Genomic DNA, 18,920 nt, shown 5'->3' with positions numbered 1-18,920 from the left:
CCCCATCGACAATACTGGTGGCGGGGCCCACCCCCGGGGGGGGGGGCCCCCCCCTCAACGTTGTGCCGTCACAGCCGCGCGCGTCCCCGGCCTCCGCAGTGCTTCCACGGGCCCCTGCGCAGCGCTTCCTCGGCACGGGCCGGGTATGGGCCGGGCCCGTGCTCGGTCTCTGCTCAGGCCTTGCTCGGGCCGAGCTCGGCTCCACCTGGACGCCGGCTCGGCCCCGCTGCCTCAGCCGCCCTGCTGTTGGCCCTGCTGCCCTGACGGCCGCCGTACGAGACTCGCCAGACGGGCCGCCCAGGACGTCTTGAGTGCCGTCCAGCGGTCGTTGAGGTCCCAGACCGCGCGGATGGCCGAACGCGGCGCCACGACGGCGCGCACGCGCGTGGTCCAGCCGACCTGCTCGCGCAGGGCCCCTCGCACCTTGCGCACGTCGTCCGCCAGGCCGGCCTCGGCCCTCGGCTCCGGAGCGAACAGCACCTGCTCCACCGCGCCCGCGACCCGGTGCACCGAACGGCCCACCGTCTCGTCCAGCTCCGCGATCCGGACGATCCGCGCGGCGGCCCGCCGCGGGGTCAGCGCTTCGTCCGGCTCGATGCCGTAGTCCCAGGCCGTGTCGGTGAGCTCGCGCCACACCGCCAGCACATGCCCGACGGCCGCCTCACCGGCTTCCTGCGGCGGCAGGTCGAGCAGCACCGCAGGAGCGGGGTCGCCCGGCCGCCGGCCGTCGCCGGCGTCCTTGCGTCCGCCCGGGGGTGCCCCGGCGGGCGAGGACGCGGAGTGCTGGGCGGACGCCAGCCGCACCGAACGCCGTCTCAGCCGCCACAGCATCGGCAGCAGCGGCAGAGCGAGTGCCGCCGCCCCCATCAGTGTCCATCCGGCGACCGCGTACCAGGGGGTACCGCCGCCGTCCTGTTCCGTCGGGTCCAGCGGCAGTGCTGCGGCGCAGCCCTCGAGCTTCTTGTCCTGGGCCGAGCAGCTGGTGCTCGCCGAGGGCTCGGTGGAAGGCGCCGCGTCCGCCGAGCGGGTGGCCTGCGGCAGATCGGGGACAGCCTCGCCCGAGCTGTCCGGCAGCGTGTACGTGGGCGTCGTGCCCCGGGTCGGGGTCGGCTCGAAACGGGTCCAGCCGACGCCCTCGAAGTACAGCTCCGGCCAGGCGTGCGCGTCCTTCAGACCCACCGCCACCGAACCGTCCGCCTGCGGGGAACCCGGCGCGAAGCCCACCGCGACCCGCGCCGGTATGCCCAGCGTGCGGGCCATCGCGGCCATCGCGAACGAGAAGTGGACGCAGAAGCCCTGCTTGTCCTTCAGGAAGCGGGCGATCGCGCCCGGGCCGCTGCCGACCTCGACCTCGGTGTCGTACTCGAAGCCGCCCGTCACCGCGAAGTAGTCCTGGAGCGCGACGGCCTTCTCGTAGTCGCTGGTGGCGTCCTCGGTGATCTCCCGGGCCCGCTGTGCCACCACCGCGGGGAGGGAGTCCGGGACCTTGGTGTAGGTGCTCTTCACCGAGCCGGGCGCCTCGGGCGCCGAGGCCAGCTGCTCCGCCGTCGGCTGCACATCGAGGCTTGTCACCTGGTACGTCTTGCCGCTGGTCTTCTGGCCGTGGTCGCCGACCAGGGTCATGCCGACCGGCTCGTACCGCCAGTTGCCCTTGATCTGCACGCTGCTGGGCGGGTACGGCATCGGCAGCCAGTCCTGGCCGTAACCGGCGGCGGCCGCGATCCGGGTCGTGACGTCCGTGCGCTTGACGTCCTGGCCCAGGCCGGTGGGCGAGGGGAACTCGTCCGGCACGGCGATGATGTGACGCTTCGCCGGCTTCCACGTCGTGCCGTCGAAGTCGTCCAGCGACACGATCCGCAGGTACATGTCCGACAGGTTGCTGGTGGTGGTGCGCAGGGTCAGGACCGTGCGGTCCTCGTCCACGTTCAGGCTGTCGCGCAACGACACCAGCGGATTGACGGCGGAGATCGTGCCCCCGCTGCCGTTGCCCGCGCCCACGCCGGTGCCCGCCCCGTCCAGCAGGCCGCCCTGTATCGCGGGCAGCGGCAGGAGCGGCACCACGAGGGCGACGCCCAGCGCGGCCATGCCGATGCGGCGGCCGGTGCGCACCGGCGCCACCGGGCCGGGGTGTCCGCCAGGACCGCGCGGCGCCCCGCCGAAGACCCGGCCCCACTGCGAGAGCCGCTCCCGGCCCTCGGCGAGCAGCAGCATCAGATAGCCGGCCGCGGCGACCAGGAACCACAGCCAGTCGGTCACTCCTTCGGACAGGCCCGCGGCGACCGAGTACAGCGCCAGCAGGGGCAGGCCGGCCGGCGCCGCGTTGCGGTAGGTCACCGCGAGGGTGTCCACCGCCAGGCCGATGACCAGCACCCCGCCGATCACCATCAGCCGGATGCCGTCGGACAGCGGGGCCGGGATCGCGTACCGACTCACGTCGTCGGTGCCCGTCTGGAGCAGGTCGCCGAAGTGGCGGAAGGCCTCCGGGCCGGGGATCAGGCCGACCAGGGCGTGTTCCCGGGCGAAGAGCAGCGTCAGCAGCACCAGCGTGACCAGGGCCTGGGCGGCCACGGTCAACGGCCGGGCCAGCGGCACCCGCCGGGTCGCCGCGCCCACCCCGGACTGGACGGCCAGCAGGAACGCCGCCTGGACGAGCCATGTCGCCGGGGTGACGAGGGGCAGCAGGGCGCACGAGGCCAGCAGTGTCGCCGCCGCCGAGCACAGCGTCAGTCGAGCCCGCCCGCTCATGACCATCCCTCCCCGCCGCTCGTCCCGCTCGCCGTCATCAGGCCCGCCCGCTCGCGGTCCGCCTGGCGCCACAACTCGTTCAGGGGAGCGCCCCGCGGCACGCTCAGGGCCGTCCAGCCCGCCTCGCGGAGCATCCGCAGCCGCTCCTCCTGCCTGTTCATCGGATCGGGCACGCCGTTCGGTTCACCCGCCCAGCCGGCGCCGTCCAGCAGGAAGGCGACCGCGCCTCCGCTGCGCCGGCGCATCTTCGCGGCCACCGTCGCCTGCTCCTCGTCGAGATCGCCGAGGAAGGCCACCAGCAGTCCCTCGTTGCCGCCGCGCAGCACGTCGTACGCACGGGACAGGCCCGTGCCGTCGGAGTGGTCGATCACCGCGAGGGTGTCCATCATCAGTCCGGCCGCGTCCGCCGACTCCTGGCTCGCGCCGGCGAACCCGTCGGAGCCCTCACCGGGCACCGAGTTGCCGGTGTCGGTCAGCAGCCGCACCGAGAAGCCCCGCTCCAGCATGTGCACCAGCACGGACGCGGCGCCCGAGACCGCCCATTCGAAGGCGGAGTCCGGGCCCGCGCCCTGGTGGGCGAGACCCCGGGTGTCCAGCAGCACCGTGCAGCGGGAGCGCTGCGGCTGCTCCTCGCGGCGCACCATCAGCTCGCCGTAGCGGGCGGTCAGCCGCCAGTGCACCCGGCGCAGGTCGTCGCCGTAGCGGTAGCCGCGCGGGATCACGTCGTCCTCGCCGGCCAGCGCCAGCGTGCGCTGGCGTCCGTCGCCGTACCCCTTGGCCTCGCCGCTCAGGCGGACCGGGGGCAGCGGCTCGACACGCGGGATCACCGTCAGCGTGTCGTAGGTGGAGAAGGCCCTGGTGAGTTCGCACATGCCGAAGGGATCGCTCAGGCGCAGCTGGAGCGGGCCCAGCGGATAGCGGCCGCGCAGATCGGAGCGGACCCGGTACGACACCTCGCGGCGGCCGCCCGCCTCGACCCGGTCCAGGACGAAGCGGGGGCGCGGTCCGAGCACGTACGGCACCCGGTCCTGGAGCATCAGCAGACCGGTGGGCAGCCGCGAGACGTTGTCCATCCGCAGGTGGACCCGGGCCTCGCTGCCGGCGGGCACCCGCGCGGGAGAGAGCCGGCGGCTGCCGGCGACCCGGTAGCGGGTGCGGTAGACGACGGCCGCGCAGATCAGCGGCAGCGCGGCCAGCAGCAGCCCGACCCGCAGCAGGTCGGGCTGTCCGAGCACATAGGCGCAGATGGCGGCCGCGATACCGGCGGCGAGGAAGGAGCGGCCGCGGGTGGTCAGACCGGCCAGGGCCGTGCGCGCGCCGCCCTTCTCCCCGTGGCCCGTGGACGGCTGTCCGGCGCCCCCGGTGGTCATCACAGCCTCCGCGACTGCTGCTGGCCGTACGCCTGTGTGCCGTGGCCCAGTCCGTACCCGTGCTGCTGGGGGGTCGCGGGCACCGAGGTGCGCTGGATGATCTCCTCGACGACCTGTTCCGCCGTGCGGCGGTTCAGCTGCGCCTGCGCGGTGGGCAGCAGGCGGTGGGCCAGGACGGCCACGGCGAGGTTCTGCACGTCGTCCGGGAGCGCGTAGTCCCGGCCGCTGAGGGCGGCGGTCGCCTTGGCCGCGCGCACCAGGTGCAGCGTCGCGCGCGGGGAGGCGCCGAGTCTGAGGTCCGGGTGACTGCGCGTGGCGGAGACCAGGTCGACCGCGTAGCGACGGACCGAGTCGGCGACGTGGACACCGCGGACGGCGTCGATCAGCTTCACGATCTCGTGGGCGTGCGCGACCGGCTGGAGGTCGTCCAGCGGGCTGACCCCGCCGTGGACGTCGAGCATCTGGAGCTCGGCCTCCGGGCTCGGGTAGCCGATGGAGACACGGGCCATGAAGCGGTCGCGCTGGGCCTCGGGCAGCGGATAGGTGCCCTCCATCTCGACCGGGTTCTGGGTGGCCACCACCATGAAGGGACTGGGCAGCTCGTACGTCGTCCCGTCGATGGTGACCTGGCGCTCCTCCAGCGACTCCAGGAGCGCCGACTGCGTCTTGGGCGAGGCGCGGTTGATCTCGTCGCCGATCACGATCTGCGAGAAGATCGCGCCCGGCTTGAACTCGAACTCCCGGCGCTGCTGGTCCCAGATGGACACCCCGGTGATGTCCGAGGGCAGCAGGTCGGGCGTGAACTGGATACGGCGCACCGTGCAGTCGATGGACTTCGCCAGCGCCTTGGCGAGCATCGTCTTGCCGACGCCCGGCACGTCCTCGATCAGCAGATGCCCCTCGGCGAGGAGCACGGTCAGCGAAAGCCGTACGACCTCGGGCTTGCCCTCGATCACTCCCTCCACCGAACTGCGGACACGCTCCACAGTGGCGGTCAGATCTGTGAGGCTCGCTCGCTCGTCATAGGTCGTCACCCGGCCCTCCTCGGCCCAAACTTTCTCCGGGCCGACGCTCTGTGCGGCAAACCGGCCCACCCCGAATCACGGACGCCGTGCCTGAACTGCTCAGCGTGACGCCACACCCGCATTCTTGCTGCCGTTACCGATTCGTGTCACTCGCCTGTGGACAACTGTCCGCGATATGTCGGTGTTATGGCCATGTGGGCATCCGCGGTACGGAAATCAACAGCGAAACGACAGCGAAACGACAGCGAACGACGGCGTCGGTGAACGGTCGCACAGGGCCACGGGAGCGCTTACGCGGGGTCGATCTCGCGCAGCAGGCCCGTCTTCACGTCGAACACGAAGCCGCGCACGTCGTCGGTGTGCACCAGGAACGGTGAGGTGCGCACCCGCTGCATCGACTGCCGTACGTCCTGGTCGACGTCCCGGAAGGCCTCCACCGCCCAGGCCGGACGCTGGCCGACCTCCATCTCCAGCTCGTTGCGGAAGTCCTCGGTGATCGCCTCGAGGCCGCAGCCGGTGTGGTGGATGAGCACGACGCTGCGCGTGCCCAGCTTGCGCTGGCTGATGGTGAGCGAGCGGATCACGTCGTCGGTGACCACACCGCCGGCGTTACGGATCGTGTGGCAGTCGCCGAGTTCGAGGCCGAGCGCCGCGTGCAGGTCGAGACGGGCGTCCATACAGGCCACGACCGCGACATGCAGGACGGGGCGGGCGTCCATGCCGGGGTCGGAGAAGGCGGCCGCGTACCGCTCGTTCGCCTCGACGAGGCGGTCGGTGACGGTGCCGTCGGTTATGGCGCCTTCGGGCCGTGCGGGAACCGATGCAGAGGTCGTCATACCTATGACGGTACTGGTCACGTGCGTTCTGGGCCTGCTGTGAGGACGGAAAAAGAGGGTCATCACGTGCTCTTTGTGAGGTAAGCCACACCGGAGACGGGGAGGGGGCTCCCGTCGGGCCGCGCCGCGCAGGCCGGTTGATTGACCGCGAGACACCGTGGACTAAAGTGACGCGAAGCGGGAGGCGACGATCTCCCTGCTGGACTGAACCCGTGAGACCCCGGCCCGGCCGCCGGAGATCTCCCCGCGGCGCCGGCAGGCCTTCCCTTCCTCAGGGGGCGGGGACCCGGCGATGCGTACACCCGCCGGATCTGAGAGGGCCCCTTGAGTCACAGTCGACACGTCCCGGTGATGCTCCAGCGGTGCCTGGACCTGTTGGCCCCCGCCCTTCAGCGGCCGGGTTCGGTGGTGGTCGACTGCACGCTCGGCCTCGGCGGCCACAGCGAGGCCCTGCTGACCCGGTTCCCCGAGGCCCGGCTCGTCGCCCTCGACCGTGACAAGGAGGCGCTGCGCCTGTCCGGCGAGCGCCTCGCCCCGTTCGGCGACCGCGCCACCCTCGTGTACGCCGTCTACGACGAGCTGCCCGACGTACTGGACCGGCTCGGCATCGCGCGCGTGCAGGGCGTCCTGTTCGACCTCGGCGTCTCCTCCATGCAGCTCGACGAGGCCGACCGCGGCTTCGCCTACGCCCAGGACGCCCCGCTCGACATGCGGATGGACCAGACGACCGGCGTCAGCGCCGCCGAGGTCCTCAACACCTACCCGCCCGGTGAACTGGTGCGGATCCTGCGGGCGTACGGCGAGGAGAAGCAGGCCAAGCGGATCGTCTCCGCGGTGGTGCGCGAGCGCGACAACGAGCCCTTCACCAACAGCGCGCGGCTCGTCGAGCTGATTCGCAACGCCCTTCCCCAGGCCGTCAAGCGCACCGGCGGCAACCCCGCCAAGCGCACCTTCCAGGCGCTGCGCATCGAGGTCAACGGTGAACTCTCCGTCCTGGAGCGGGCGATCCCGGCAGCGGTGCAGGCGATCGACGTGGGCGGGCGGATCGCCGTCCTGTCGTACCACTCGCTCGAAGACCGGCTCGTGAAGCAGGTGTTCGCGGCCGGCGCCGCCAACACCGCGCCGCCCGGGCTGCCGGTTGTCCCCGAGCGCTACCAGCCCCGGCTCAAGCTGCTCACCCGCGGTGCCGAACTTCCCACCGAGGAAGAGGTCACCGAGAACCGGCGCGCCGCCCCGGCGCGCCTGCGAGGGGCCGAGCGAATCAGGGAGTCCATCGAATGACGGGCGTGAGGCGAGGGTTCGGAATTCCGACCCGGGGGAGGCCGAGTGAGTAGGAAACCCGAACTGAAGGGGAGGGCCGCCCGGCTCTCGCGGCTTTTCCCGGCCGGCCCGCGGCAGGCGGCCCGTACCCCGTTCGTCCTCCTCGTCGTCCTCCTTCTGGGCGGGGGTCTCATCGGACTGCTCGTGCTGAACTCCGCGCTCAGCGAGGGCTCGTTCAAGATGGACGACCTCCAGAAGGACACCAAGAGCCTCACCGACGAGCAGCAGGCGCTCCAGCGGGACATCGACTCCTACTCCGCCCCCGACGCCCTCCAGCGCCGCGCGCGTGAGCTCGGCATGGTCCCCGGCGGGGACCCGGTCTTCCTGAATCCCGACGGCACCGTCAAGGGCGTCCCCTCGCCGGCCGCCCAGCAGTCCCTGGAGGACGCTCCCGCCGCCGTACGGCCGCCGGAGGCCCTGCGGCTCTCCCGGACGATCCAGGCGCCGCCGTCCTCCGCGACGCCCACGCCGAGCACCCTTTCCGAGCCGAGTGAGCCCCCGGCCCCGAGCGCCGCCCCGACCGAAGCCATCCCCGAGACCCCCGGCAGGTGACGGAAGTGTCCGACAGGGAACCGCCGCGCCGGCGCGTGCCCGGCCCCGCCCGGCCCTCCCGCCCCGCGTCCGCCCAGCGGCGTCCGGGCCCCGGCGCCCGTCCCGCCCGCCGCCCGACCGCATCCCCTGCACGCCCGGCGGCCGGGCGTGCCATCCGGCTCGGCAACCCCCGTCCCCGCCTGCGGATGGTCGGCCTCGCGCTGGCCCTGGTGCTGATCGCCTTCGTCGTCCGTCTCCTCCAGGTGCAGGCCGTCGACGCGAGCGCCTACGCGGCCAAGGCCGAGCAGAACCGGTACGTCGGCCAGGTGCTGCCCGCCGAGCGCGGAGAGATCACCGACCGCACCGGCGTCGCCTTCGCGACCAGCGTGGACGCCTACGACATCACGGCCGACCCCACGATGTTCACGCGCGGGCAGCTGAAGGTCGACGACGCCCCCGAGCAGGCGGCCGCCCTCCTCGCGCCGATCCTCGGCCAGGAGCAGTCCGCGCTCGTCAGAAAGCTGCGGCCGAAGGACGCGAGCCTGCGCTACGTCAAGCTGGCCGGCCGGCAGACGCCGCAGGTCTGGAAGCAGATCAAGGACCTGAGGTCCGCCCTGTCCACCAAGGCGGAGACGGACAGTTCCACCGTCAACGTCCTCGCCGGCGTCTTCTCCGTTCCCAGCAGCAAGCGCGTGTACCCCAACGGGAACCTCGCCGCCGGGATACTGGGCTGGGTCAACGCCGACGGCAAGGGCGGCGGCGGGGTCGAGCAGAAGCTGGAATCGACCCTGGCCGGCGAGGACGGCAAGATCCGCTACGCCCAGTCCGGCGGCCGTCAGGTGCCCACCGTGGGTTCCACCGAGACCCCCGCGGTGCCCGGTTCCGACGTCGAGCTGACGATCGACCGGGACATCCAGTGGGCCGCGCAGAACGCCATCTCCGAGCAGGTGGAGGAGTCCGAGGCGGACCGCGGCTACGTCATCGTCCAGGACAACCGCACCGGCGAGATCCTCGCCATGGCCAACTCGCCCGGCTTCGACCCGGGCGACCTCTCGCAGGCCGACTCCGCGGACATGGGCAACGCCTCCGTCCAGGACGCCTACGAACCCGGCTCCACGGCCAAGGTCATGTCGATGGCCGCGGTGCTGGAGGAGAACGCCGCCACGCCGCTGACGCACGTCACCGTGCCCAACCGGCTGCACCGCGGCGACCGGCTCTTCCAGGACGACATCGACCACCCCACCTGGTCCCTCACGCTCAACGGCGTGCTCGCCAAGTCCAGCAACATCGGCACCATCCTGGCCACCGGCCAGCTCGGCAAGACGCAGGCCCAGGCCAACCAGGTGCTCTACTCGTACCTGCGCAAGTTCGGCATCGGCAGCCAGACGGGGCTCGGCTTCCCAGGCGAGACGAAGGGCATCCTGGCCCAGCCCGGCAAGTGGTCGACCTCGCAGCAGTACACGATCCCCTTCGGGCAGGGGATGTCCCTCAACGCGCTCCAGGCGGCTTCCGTGTACTCGACGATCGCCAACGGCGGGGTCCGTGTCGAGCCCACCCTGGTGCGCGGCACCAAGGGCCCGGACGGACGCTTCAGCCCCGCCGAGGCGCCCGCGAAGACCCGCGTCGTCAGCCAGAAGACGGCGAAGACCCTCGCCCGGATGCTGGAGTCGGTAGTGGACGACCAGGAGGGCACGGGCGCCAAGGCGCGTATCCCCGGCTACCGCGTCGCGGGCAAGACCGGTACCGCCAACCGGGTGGACCCGGCCACCGGCACCTACAAGGGGTACACCTCGTCGTTCGCCGGGTTCGCGCCCGCCGACAACCCCCGGGTCACCGTGTACTGCGCCATCCAGAACGCCACCCAGGGCAGCTACTTCGGCGGCCAGATCTGCGGTCCCGTCTTCAAGCAGGTCATGGAGTTCGCCCTGAAGACCCTCCAGATCCCACCGACCGGCGCCAAGGCCGCGAACCTCCCCGTCACCTTCACCCCCTGACCGTCCCGCACCGCCCGCCTCCGACCCCCGTCCCGTCACTGTTCAGCGCCGAACAAGCCAGGAACCAGCCCGTGACCATGATCACTCCCGAGCCCGGGAACCCCGCACCGCGCGCATCGTCGTCCGCGGCCCCGCCCTCGCTTCGCCCGCAGGCGGGTACGCCCGGTACGCTCACCGCCGTGCCACACGCTGATCAGTCCCAAACCACCCAGAAGGGCGCTTCCGTGACATATCCGGGACCGCCGCGACCGGCCCAGGTCTCCGCCACACCCCTCGCGGAGCTCGCCGATCAGCTGGGTGCCGCGCAGCCGGTGAGCGCCGCCGTCGAGGTCACGGGCATCACCCACGACTCGCGCGCGGTCCGCCCCGGCGACCTGTACGCCGCCCTGCCGGGCGCCCGCCTGCACGGCGCCGACTTCGTCACCCAGGCCGCCGGCCTGGGCGCGGTCGCCGTCCTGACCGACCCCACCGGCGCGGAACGCGCCGCCGCGACCGGCCTGCCGGTCCTGGTGGCCGACGACCCGCGCGGACGGATGGGCGGACTGGCGGCCACGATCTACGGCGCCCCGGGCGGCGACCTGCTCCAGATCGGCATCACCGGCACCTCCGGCAAGACCACCACCGCGTATCTCATCGAGGGCGGCCTCAAGCCGGTCAGGTCCACCGGGCTGATCGGCACCGTGGAGATGCGCATCGGCGACGAGCGGATCAAGTCCGAGCGCACCACCCCCGAAGCCACCGACCTCCAGGCGCTGTTCGCGGTCATGCGCGAGCGCGGTGTCGAGGCGGTCGCCATGGAGGTTTCCAGCCACGCCCTGGTCCTCGGCCGGGTCGACGGCTGCGTCTTCGACATCGCGGTCTTCAACAACCTCAGCCCGGAGCACATGGAGTTCCACTCCGGCATGGAGGACTACTTCCAGGCCAAGGCGCAGCTGTTCACGCGGAAACGCAGCAAACTCGGCGTGGTCAACTTCGACGACGAGTACGGCCGCCGGCTGATCCGGGAGGCGGAGGTCCCGGTCGTCAGCTTCTCCGCCGAGGGCCACCCGGACGCCGACTGGCGCGCGGTCGACGTCGAGATCGGTCCGATGGACTCGACGTTCACCGTCGTGGGCCCGGACGGGGTGCGGGTCGCCGCCAGGGCGCCACTGCCGGGCTCCTTCAACGTCGCGAACACCCTCGCCGCGATCGTCGCCCTCGCCGTCGCCGGCATCGACCCGCGGACCGCCGCCGACGGTGTCGCCGCGGTGCCGGGCGTGCCGGGCCGGCTGGAGCGCGTGGACGCGGGGCAGGCCTTCCTCGCGGTCGTCGACTACGCCCACAAGACGGACGCCGTCGAGTCGGTCCTGAAGGCGCTGCGCAAGGTCACCAAGGGCCGGCTGCACGTCGTCCTCGGCTGCGGCGGTGACCGGGACCGCACCAAGCGCGTCCCGATGGGCGCCGCCGTGGCCCGGCTCGCCGACACCGCCGTACTGACCTCCGACAACCCCCGCTCCGAGGACCCCCTCGCGATCCTCGCGACGATGCTCCAGGGCGCGGCGTCCGTGCCCGCGCACGAGCGGGGTGACGTCCTGCTGTTCGAGGACCGGGCCGCCGCGATCGCCGCGGTCGTCGCCCGCGCGCACGCCGGGGACACCGTGCTGGTCGCGGGCAAGGGCCATGAGCAGGGCCAGGACATCGCCGGGGTGGTCCGTCCGTTCGACGACCGCCAGGTGCTTCGCGAAGCTATCCAGCAGACCCAGGGATGAACTTGTGATCGCCCTCTCCCTCGCCGAGATCGCAGCAGTCGTCGGCGGGCAGACGTACGACATACCGGATCCGTCCGCGGAAGTCACCGGACCGGTCGTCCGGGACTCCCGGGAAGTGGTGCCCGGAAGCCTCTTCGTCGCCTTCGTCGGCGAACGCGTGGACGGCCACGACTACGCGGCCGCGGTCGTCGAGGCGGGCGCGGCGGCCGTACTGGCCTCCCGCCCCGTCGGCGTCCCCGCGATCGTCGTGGACGACGTCCAGGCGGCGCTGGGCGCCCTCGCCCGGCACGTCGTGCACAAGCTCGGCGCGACCCTCGTCGCGCTCACCGGCTCGGCCGGCAAGACCAGCACCAAGGACCTCATCGCGCAGGTCCTGCGGCGCAAGGCGCCCACCGTCTTCACGCCGGGCTCGCTCAACAACGAGATCGGGCTGCCCCTGACCGCCCTGTCCGCGACCGAGGAGACGAAGTTCCTCGTGCTCGAGATGGGGGCCCGCGGGATCGGCCACATCCGCTACCTCGCCGATCTGACGCCCCCGAGGATCGGCCTCGTGCTCAACGTCGGCACCGCGCACATCGGCGAGTTCGGCGGCCGCGAACAGATCGCACAGGCAAAGGGCGAGCTCGTCGAGAGCCTGCCGCCGGCCAGTGCGGGCGGCGCCGCGATCCTCAACGCCGACGATCCGCTGGTGCGGGCCATGGCCTCCCGTACGAAGGCGAAGGTGGTCTTTTTCGGAGAGTCCGGCGAAGCGGACGTTCGGGCCGAGAACGTGCGACTCACGGACAGCGGACAGCCCGCCTTCAGCCTTCACACACCCTCCGGGTGCAGCGATGTGACCATGCGCCTGTACGGTGAGCACCACGTGTCGAACGCGCTCGCAGCGGCCGCCGTCGCCCATGAGCTGGGCATGTCCGCGGAAGAGATCGCCACCGCGCTCTCGGAGGCGGGCTCCCTCTCCCGCTGGCGGATGGAGGTCACCGAGCGCCCGGACGGCGTGACGATCGTCAACGACGCCTACAACGCGAACCCCGAGTCCATGCGAGCCGCTCTGCGCGCGCTCGCGGCCATGGGCAAGGGGGGCCGGACGTGGGCGGTGCTCGGCAAGATGGCCGAGCTCGGGGACGAGGCGCTCGTCGAGCACGACGCGGTCGGACGGCTCGCCGTCCGGCTCAATGTCGGCAAGCTCGTCGCGGTCGGGGGCAGGGAAGCCGCCTGGCTGCAACTGGGCGCATATAACGAGGGTTCGTGGGGTGAGGAGTCGGTGCACGTGTCCGACGCACAGGCGGCGGTCGACCTGTTGCGCAGCGAGTTGCGCCCGGGGGACGTCGTGCTCGTGAAGGCGTCCCGTTCGGTCGGCCTCGAGAGTGTCGCGCAGGCGTTGCTCGCGACCGGCACCGAGGGTGAGGTCTCCGCCCGATGATGAATCAGATCCTGTTCGCGGGTGTGATCGGCCTCTTCCTGACGCTGGGCGGTACGCCGCTGCTGATCAAGCTGCTGGCGCGCAAGGGCTACGGCCAGTACATCCGCGACGACGGCCCGCGCGAGCACGCCAGTAAGCGCGGTACGCCGACCATGGGCGGCATCGCCTTCATCTTCGCGACGGTCGCCGCGTACTTCCTGTCCAAGGTGATCACGGGCAAGCCGCCGACCTACTCCGGTCTGCTGGTGCTGGGCCTGATGTGCGGCATGGGTCTGGTCGGTTTCCTCGACGACTACATCAAGATCGTCAAGCGGCGTTCGCTGGGTCTGCGGGCCAAGGCGAAGATGGCCGGACAGCTGATCGTCGGGATCGCCTTCGCGGTGCTCTCGCTCCAGTTCTCCGACTCGCGCGGCAACACCCCGGCCTCCACGAAGCTGTCGTTCATCACGGACTTCGGCTGGACGATCGGCCCGGTGCTGTTCGTCGTCTGGGCGCTGTTCATGATCCTCGCGATGTCCAACGGCGTGAACCTGACGGACGGTCTGGACGGCCTCGCCACCGGCGCCTCCGTCCTCGTCTTCGGCGCCTACACGTTCATCGGCGTCTGGCAGTTCCAGGAGTCCTGCGCCAACGGCGAGACCCTGACCAACCCCAGCGCCTGTTACGAGGTGCGCGATCCGCTGGACCTCGCGGTCATCGCGTCCGCGCTGATGGGGGCCTGCCTCGGCTTCCTGTGGTGGAACACCTCGCCGGCCAAGATCTTCATGGGCGACACCGGTTCGCTGGCGCTCGGCGGCGTGCTCGCGGGTCTCGCGATCTGCTCCCGCACCGAGCTGCTGATCGCCCTGCTGGGCGGCCTGTTCGTGCTGATCACCATGTCGGTGGTCATCCAGGTCGGCTCCTTCAAGCTCACCGGCAAGCGCGTCTTCCGGATGGCGCCACTGCAGCACCACTTCGAACTCAAGGGCTGGTCCGAAGTCCTGGTGGTGGTCCGTTTCTGGATCATCCAGGGCATCTGTGTGATCGTCGGACTGGGCATCTTCTACGCGGGATGGGCAGCGGACAAGTGACCGACTGGCAGGGGAAGAACGTCACCGTCGCCGGGCTCGGCGTCTCGGGCATCCCGGCGGCCAAGGTGCTGCACGGGCTCGGCGCGAAGGTCACCGTCGTCAACGACGGCGACGACGCACGCGCGCGTGGGCAGGCCGCCGAGCTGGAGGCGCTGGGCGTCACCGTGCGCCTCGGTGACGGGGCGACCCTGCCCGAGGGCACCGAACTCATCGTCACCGCACCCGGCTGGAAGCCCGACAAGCCGCTGTTCACGGCGGCCCACGAGGCCGGAGTACCGGTCTGGGGCGACGTCGAACTCGCCTGGCGGCTCAGGGAACTGGACGGCAGGAAGGCCGCGCCCTGGCTGTGCGTCACCGGTACCAACGGCAAGACGACCACCACCCAGATGCTGGCGTCGATCCTGAAGGCGGCCGGCCTGCGCACGGCGGCCGTCGGCAACATCGGTGTCTCGCTGCTGGACGCCGTCCTCGGCGATGAGCCGTACGACGTCCTCGCCGTGGAGCTCTCCAGCTACCAGCTGCACTGGGCGCCCTCCCTGCGCGCCCACTCGGCCACCGTCCTGAACCTCGCCCCCGACCACCTCGACTGGCACGGCTCCATGGAGGCGTACGCCAAGGACAAGGGCCGCGTCTACGAGGGCAATCAGGTCGCCTGCGTCTACAACGTCGCCGACAAGGCCACCGAGGACCTGGTGCGGGAAGCGGACGTCGAGGAGGGCTGCCGGGCTGTCGGCTTCACGCTCGGCGCCCCCGCGCCGTCCCAACTCGGCGTCGTGGACGGCATCCTGGTCGACCGCGCCTTCGTCGAGAACCGGCAGCAGAACGCCCAGGAACTGGCCGAGGTCTCCGACGTCGACCCGCCCGCCCCGCACAACATCGCCAACGCCCTTGCCGCGGCGGCCCTCGCACGCGCCTTCGGGGTGCCCGCCAAGGCCGTACGGGACGGCCTGCGGGCCTTCACACCGGACGCCCACCGCATCGCCCACGTGGCGGACGTGGACGGCGTCGCGTACATCGACGACTCCAAGGCGACCAACACGCACGCGGCGCAAGCCTCGTTGGCGGCCTACGAGTCGATCGTCTGGATCGCGGGCGGACTGGCGAAGGGCGCCACCTTCGACGAGCTGGTCGCCAAGTCGGCGAAGCGACTTCGCGCGGCGGTGCTCATCGGCGCGGATCGCGCCCTGATCCGTGAAGCCCTGGCGCGACACGCCCCGGAAGTACCCGTCGTCGACCTCGACCGGACGGACACTGGGGCGATGCTCGCGGCTGTCCAGGAGGCCCGGCGCCTCGCCGTGGAAGGCGACACGGTGCTCCTCGCCCCGGCCTGCGCCTCCATGGACATGTTCGTCAACTACAACCAGCGCGGTGACATGTTCGCCCAGGCGGTTGGCGAACTCGGAACCTGATCCGGCCGCCTGCCGGGCGACCTTGGGAGGGACGCGTGGGACCGTCACGGCCGACGTACGGCGCGGCAGCCGAGCACAGCGGTTGCGCCGCGCACCAGGGAGCAGCTGATGCCCGGTAGCCGTACCGGGCGTCCGCCTGTCCAGCGGACCGTCCGCAGACCCGCGGCATCCTCCCGCCCGCCCCGCGACAACCCCGTACGACGGCTCTGCACGCGGGCCCAGAAGGCCTGGGACCGGCCGCTGACCGCGTACTACCTGATCTTCGGCGGAAGCCTGCTGATCACCGTCCTGGGCCTCGTGATGGTCTACTCGGCCTCGCAGATCACCGCGCTGCAGATGTCGTTGCCGGGATCGTTCTTCTTCCGCAAACAGTTCCTGGCCGCCTCCATCGGGGGCGCGCTGCTGCTGGTCGCCTCCCGGATGCCGGTGAAACTGCACCGGGGGCTCGCCTACCCCATCCTCGCGGGCGCCGTCTTCATGATGGCGCTGGTGCAGGTGCCGGGGATAGGGATGTCGGTCAACGGCAACCAGAACTGGATCTCGCTCGGCGGCTCCTTCCAGATCCAGCCCAGCGAGTTCGGCAAGCTCGCGCTGGTGCTGTGGGGCGCCGATCTGCTCGCCCGCAAACAGGACAGGAAACTGCTCGCGCAGTGGAAGCACATGCTGGTGCCGCTGGTGCCGGTCGCGTTCATGCTGCTCGGGCTGATCATGCTCGGCGGCGACATGGGCACGGCGATCATCCTGACGGCGATCCTGTTCGGGCTGTTGTGGCTGGCGGGGGCGCCCACCCGGCTCTTCGTCGGGGTGTTGTCGATCGCCGCCACCCTCGGTGTGATCCTCATCAAGACCAGCCCGAACCGGATGGCCCGGCTTCAGTGCATCGGCGCGACCGACCCCGGACCCGGCGACGCCTGCTGGCAGGCCGTGCACGGGATCTACGCCCTGGCCTCCGGCGGCATCTTCGGTTCGGGACTGGGTGCGAGTGTGGAGAAATGGGGCCAACTGCCCGAAGCCCACACCGACTTCATCTTCGCCGTCACCGGTGAGGAACTGGGCCTCGCGGGGACGCTGTCGGTACTCGCCCTGTTCGCGGCTCTAGGCTATGCGGGTATCCGCGTGGCCGGACGCACGGAGGACCCCTTCGTGAGGTATGCCGCGGGAGGTGTGACCACCTGGATCACCGCTCAGGCGGTGATCAACATCGGTGCGGTGCTCGGCCTGCTGCCGATCGCCGGCGTCCCGCTCCCGCTGTTCTCCTACGGGGGTTCCGCCCTGCTGCCGACCATGTTCGCCATCGGGCTGCTGATCGCTTTCGCACGCGACGAGCCCGGTGCGCGGGCGGCGCTTGCGATGCGGCACCCCCGCTTTGGTAGAAAGCGGGGGGCCGGGGGCTCCGCGTTCGACCGGAGCCCCCGGAGATGGAACACGATGAGACGGCGTGCCTCGGCGGCGCGTCCGTCCGGAGAGCGGTGAATTTCGGTGCATGTCGTACTCGCTGGTGGGGGGACCGCCGGCCACATCGAGCCCGCGCTCGCCCTCGCGGACGCCCTGCGCAGGCAGGACCCCACTGTGGGGATCACGGCCCTGGGCACGGAGCGCGGCCTGGAGACCACGCTCGTTCCGCAACGGGGCTACGACCTCGCGCTGATCCCGGCCGTGCCGCTGCCGCGCAAGCCCACTCCCGAACTGATCACCGTCCCGGGCCGGCTGCGCGGCACGATCAAGGCCGCCGAGCAGATCCTGGAGCGCACCAAGGCGGACGCCGTCGTCGGCTTCGGCGGTTACGTGGCGCTGCCCGGCTACCTGGCCGCCAAGCGCCTCGGCGTCCCGATCGTGGTCCACGAGGCGAACGCGCGCCCGGGCCTGGCCAACAAGATCGGCTCGCGCTACGCGGCCCGCGTCGCCGTCTCCACGCCCGACAGCAAGCTCCGGGACGCCCGCTACATCGGCATCCCGCTGCGCCGCTCCATCGCCACCCTGGACCGCGCGGCCGTGCGCCCCGAGGCCCGCGCGCTGTTCGGGCTCGACCCCAACCTGCCCACCCTGCTGGTCTCCGGCGGTTCGCAGGGCGCCCGCCGCCTCAACGAGGTCGTCCAGCAGGTCGCGCCCTGGCTCCAGCAGGCCGGCATCCAGATCCTGCACGCGGTCGGCCCGAAGAACGAACTGCCGCAGGTGCAGCAGATGCCGGGGATGCCCCCCTACATCCCGGTACCGTACGTGGACCGGATGGACCTCGCGTACGCCGCTGCCGACATGATGCTCTGCCGCGCGGGCGCGATGACCGTCGCCGAACTCTCCGCCGTCGGGCTCCCGGCCGCCTACGTCCCGCTGCCCATCGGCAACGGCGAACAGCGGCTGAACGCCCAGCCGGTGGTCAAGGCGGGCGGCGGACTGCTGGTCGACGACGCGGAACTGACCCCCGAGTGGGTCCGGGAGACCGTGCTGCCCGTCCTCGCCGACCCGCACCGGCTGTACGAGATGTCCCGCGCCGCCAGCGAGTTCGGCCGCCGGGACGCCGACGAGCTGCTCGTCGGCATGGTGTACGAGGCGATCGCCGCCTCCCGTGCACGCCGCTAGGCACGTGTGACGAAAGGGCAGGGAGCGTGGCCGGATCCGCCACCGCCGAGCGCGGTGCACGCCAGCAGGAGTCGTCCGGCCCGCCCCTTGTCCGGTGGTTGGGGCCGCGCCGACTTCGTACGATCATCATTCTCGCGCTGGCCGTCGTGCTCCTCGGCGTCGGCACCGGCTGGGTGCTGTACGGCTCGCAGTGGCTGCGCGTGGAGCGCGTCTCCGTGTCCGGCACGAAGGTGCTGACACCGCAGCAGGTGCGCGAAGCCGCCGCCGTACCGGTCGGATCGCCGTTGGTCTCGGTCGACATCGACGTGATCGAGGCCCGGCTGCGTACCGAATTGCCCCGGATTCAATCGGTCGACGTAGAGCGTTCGTGGCCCCACGGAATCGGCCTGAAAGTGACAGAGCGCACACCGGTTCTGTTGGTGCAAAAGGGGTCGAAATTCGTGGAAGTGGACGACGAAGGCGTCCGTTTCGCCACGGTTTCCGAGGCCCCGAAAGGTGTCCCGCTGCTGGAAATGTCCGTCTCCTCGTCGCGTTCCGCCGCCGCGAGCCTGCGCCGCTTCGGCGAGGCCCGGCTGGTGCGGGAGGCGGTGAAGGCCGCCGGTTCCCTGCCCCCCGCCGTCGTGCGGGCCACCCGGGTCGTCAAGGTCCGTTCCTACGACGACATCTCGCTGCAGCTGAGCGGCGGCCGTACGGTCTCGTGGGGAAGTGCCGAGAAAGCGGCCGCGAAGGGCCGTACACTCACCGCTCTCATGAAAGCCGCCCCGGCTGCGCGGCACTTCGATGTCAGCGCTCCCACCGCCCCTGCGTCAGCGGGGAGTTGACGCACATCCGCGCAGGCCAGCACCCTGGTTGGGCAGCGACACGGCTGATCACAT

The 18,920-nt window shown here is 71.5% G+C and carries 14 protein-coding genes; 10 read left to right on the top strand and 4 right to left on the bottom strand.

Annotated elements, in window-relative coordinates; all coding sequences use genetic code 11:
- Nucleotides 1-231 precede the first annotated feature (231 nt).
- The 4 genes from ACFWBD_RS32330 to ACFWBD_RS32315 form a co-directional block, all read right to left on the bottom strand.
- Nucleotides 232-2,745: a DUF3488 and DUF4129 domain-containing transglutaminase family protein gene (locus tag ACFWBD_RS32330; protein ID WP_385674657.1), complete on the bottom strand. Its 2,514-nt coding sequence runs from the start codon at nt 2,743-2,745 to the stop codon at nt 232-234.
- Nucleotides 2,742-4,115: a DUF58 domain-containing protein gene (locus ACFWBD_RS32325; protein WP_385674654.1), complete on the bottom strand. Its 1,374-nt coding sequence runs from the start codon at nt 4,113-4,115 to the stop codon at nt 2,742-2,744. The genes ACFWBD_RS32330 and ACFWBD_RS32325 overlap by 4 nt, the downstream gene beginning before the upstream one ends.
- A complete protein-coding gene (locus ACFWBD_RS32320; protein WP_351752619.1) occupies nt 4,115-5,149 on the bottom strand; it encodes a MoxR family ATPase in 1,035 nt (344 codons plus the stop codon). Before ACFWBD_RS32320 ends, ACFWBD_RS32325 begins: the two co-directional genes overlap by 1 nt.
- A gap of 281 nt (nt 5,150-5,430) precedes the next feature.
- Nucleotides 5,431-5,976: a beta-class carbonic anhydrase gene (locus ACFWBD_RS32315; RefSeq protein WP_385674651.1), complete on the bottom strand. Its 546-nt coding sequence runs from the start codon at nt 5,974-5,976 to the stop codon at nt 5,431-5,433.
- A 324-nt stretch (nt 5,977-6,300) separates the two neighbouring features.
- Here ACFWBD_RS32315 and rsmH point away from each other — a divergent pair, with 324 nt between their 5' ends.
- From rsmH to ACFWBD_RS32265, 10 genes are all read left to right on the top strand, one after another.
- Nucleotides 6,301-7,257: a 16S rRNA (cytosine(1402)-N(4))-methyltransferase RsmH gene (gene rsmH / locus ACFWBD_RS32310; RefSeq protein WP_385674648.1), complete on the top strand. Its 957-nt coding sequence runs from the start codon at nt 6,301-6,303 to the stop codon at nt 7,255-7,257.
- Between the two features lie 45 nt (nt 7,258-7,302).
- Nucleotides 7,303-7,848 carry a septum formation initiator family protein gene (locus ACFWBD_RS32305; RefSeq protein ID WP_385674645.1) on the top strand — a complete coding sequence of 182 codons (546 nt, stop codon included), beginning with the start codon at nt 7,303-7,305 and terminating at the stop codon, nt 7,846-7,848.
- A gap of 5 nt (nt 7,849-7,853) precedes the next feature.
- Complete coding sequence (locus tag ACFWBD_RS32300) at nt 7,854-9,821, top strand: penicillin-binding transpeptidase domain-containing protein (protein ID WP_385674642.1); 1,968 nt, start codon at nt 7,854-7,856, stop codon at nt 9,819-9,821.
- Between the two features lie 71 nt (nt 9,822-9,892).
- On the top strand, nt 9,893-11,569 hold the full coding sequence (locus tag ACFWBD_RS32295; protein WP_385674639.1) for a UDP-N-acetylmuramoyl-L-alanyl-D-glutamate--2,6-diaminopimelate ligase: 1,677 nt from the start codon (nt 9,893-9,895) through the stop codon (nt 11,567-11,569).
- Between the two features lie 4 nt (nt 11,570-11,573).
- Nucleotides 11,574-12,989, top strand: a complete 1,416-nt coding sequence (murF, locus tag ACFWBD_RS32290) for a UDP-N-acetylmuramoyl-tripeptide--D-alanyl-D-alanine ligase (protein WP_385674636.1) — start codon at nt 11,574-11,576, stop codon at nt 12,987-12,989.
- A complete protein-coding gene (gene mraY, locus ACFWBD_RS32285; protein WP_351752602.1) occupies nt 12,986-14,059 on the top strand; it encodes a phospho-N-acetylmuramoyl-pentapeptide-transferase in 1,074 nt (357 codons plus the stop codon). The genes murF and mraY overlap by 4 nt, the downstream gene beginning before the upstream one ends.
- Nucleotides 14,041-15,468, top strand: a complete 1,428-nt coding sequence (gene murD / locus ACFWBD_RS32280; RefSeq protein ID WP_385674633.1) for a UDP-N-acetylmuramoyl-L-alanine--D-glutamate ligase — start codon at nt 14,041-14,043, stop codon at nt 15,466-15,468. Before mraY ends, murD begins: the two co-directional genes overlap by 19 nt.
- 108 nt (nt 15,469-15,576) lie before the next feature.
- A complete protein-coding gene (gene ftsW, locus ACFWBD_RS32275; protein WP_385674630.1) occupies nt 15,577-16,941 on the top strand; it encodes a putative lipid II flippase FtsW in 1,365 nt (454 codons plus the stop codon).
- A 6-nt stretch (nt 16,942-16,947) separates the two neighbouring features.
- A complete protein-coding gene (gene murG / locus ACFWBD_RS32270) occupies nt 16,948-18,045 on the top strand; it encodes an undecaprenyldiphospho-muramoylpentapeptide beta-N-acetylglucosaminyltransferase (RefSeq protein WP_351752593.1) in 1,098 nt (365 codons plus the stop codon).
- A 26-nt stretch (nt 18,046-18,071) separates the two neighbouring features.
- Entirely contained in the window at nt 18,072-18,866 is a 795-nt protein-coding gene (locus tag ACFWBD_RS32265) for a cell division protein FtsQ/DivIB (protein ID WP_385674625.1), read from the top strand.
- The last annotated feature ends 54 nt before the right edge of the window (nt 18,867-18,920 follow it).

Source organism: Streptomyces sp. NPDC060002 (assembly GCF_042737245.1).
GTDB lineage: Bacteria > Actinomycetota > Actinomycetes > Streptomycetales > Streptomycetaceae > Streptomyces.
Note: the sequence above shows the minus strand (reverse complement) of the source record. Positions and strands in the feature narration are given on the sequence as shown.

Bases quoted from the DNA above. Each gene is read 5' to 3' on its own strand.
- ACFWBD_RS32325 (WP_385674654.1), bottom strand. From the start codon at position 4,115: ATGACCACCGGGGGCGCCGGACAGCCGTCCACGGGCCACGGGGAGAAG.
- mraY (WP_351752602.1), top strand. From the start codon at position 12,986: ATGATGAATCAGATCCTGTTCGCGGGTGTGATCGGCCTCTTCCTGACG.
- ACFWBD_RS32315 (WP_385674651.1), bottom strand. From the start codon at position 5,976: ATGACGACCTCTGCATCGGTTCCCGCACGGCCCGAAGGCGCCATAACC.
- ACFWBD_RS32330 (WP_385674657.1), bottom strand. From the start codon at position 2,745: ATGAGCGGGCGGGCTCGACTGACGCTGTGCTCGGCGGCGGCGACACTG.
- murD (WP_385674633.1), top strand. From the start codon at position 14,041: ATGGGCAGCGGACAAGTGACCGACTGGCAGGGGAAGAACGTCACCGTC.
- ftsW (WP_385674630.1), top strand. From the start codon at position 15,577: ATGCCCGGTAGCCGTACCGGGCGTCCGCCTGTCCAGCGGACCGTCCGC.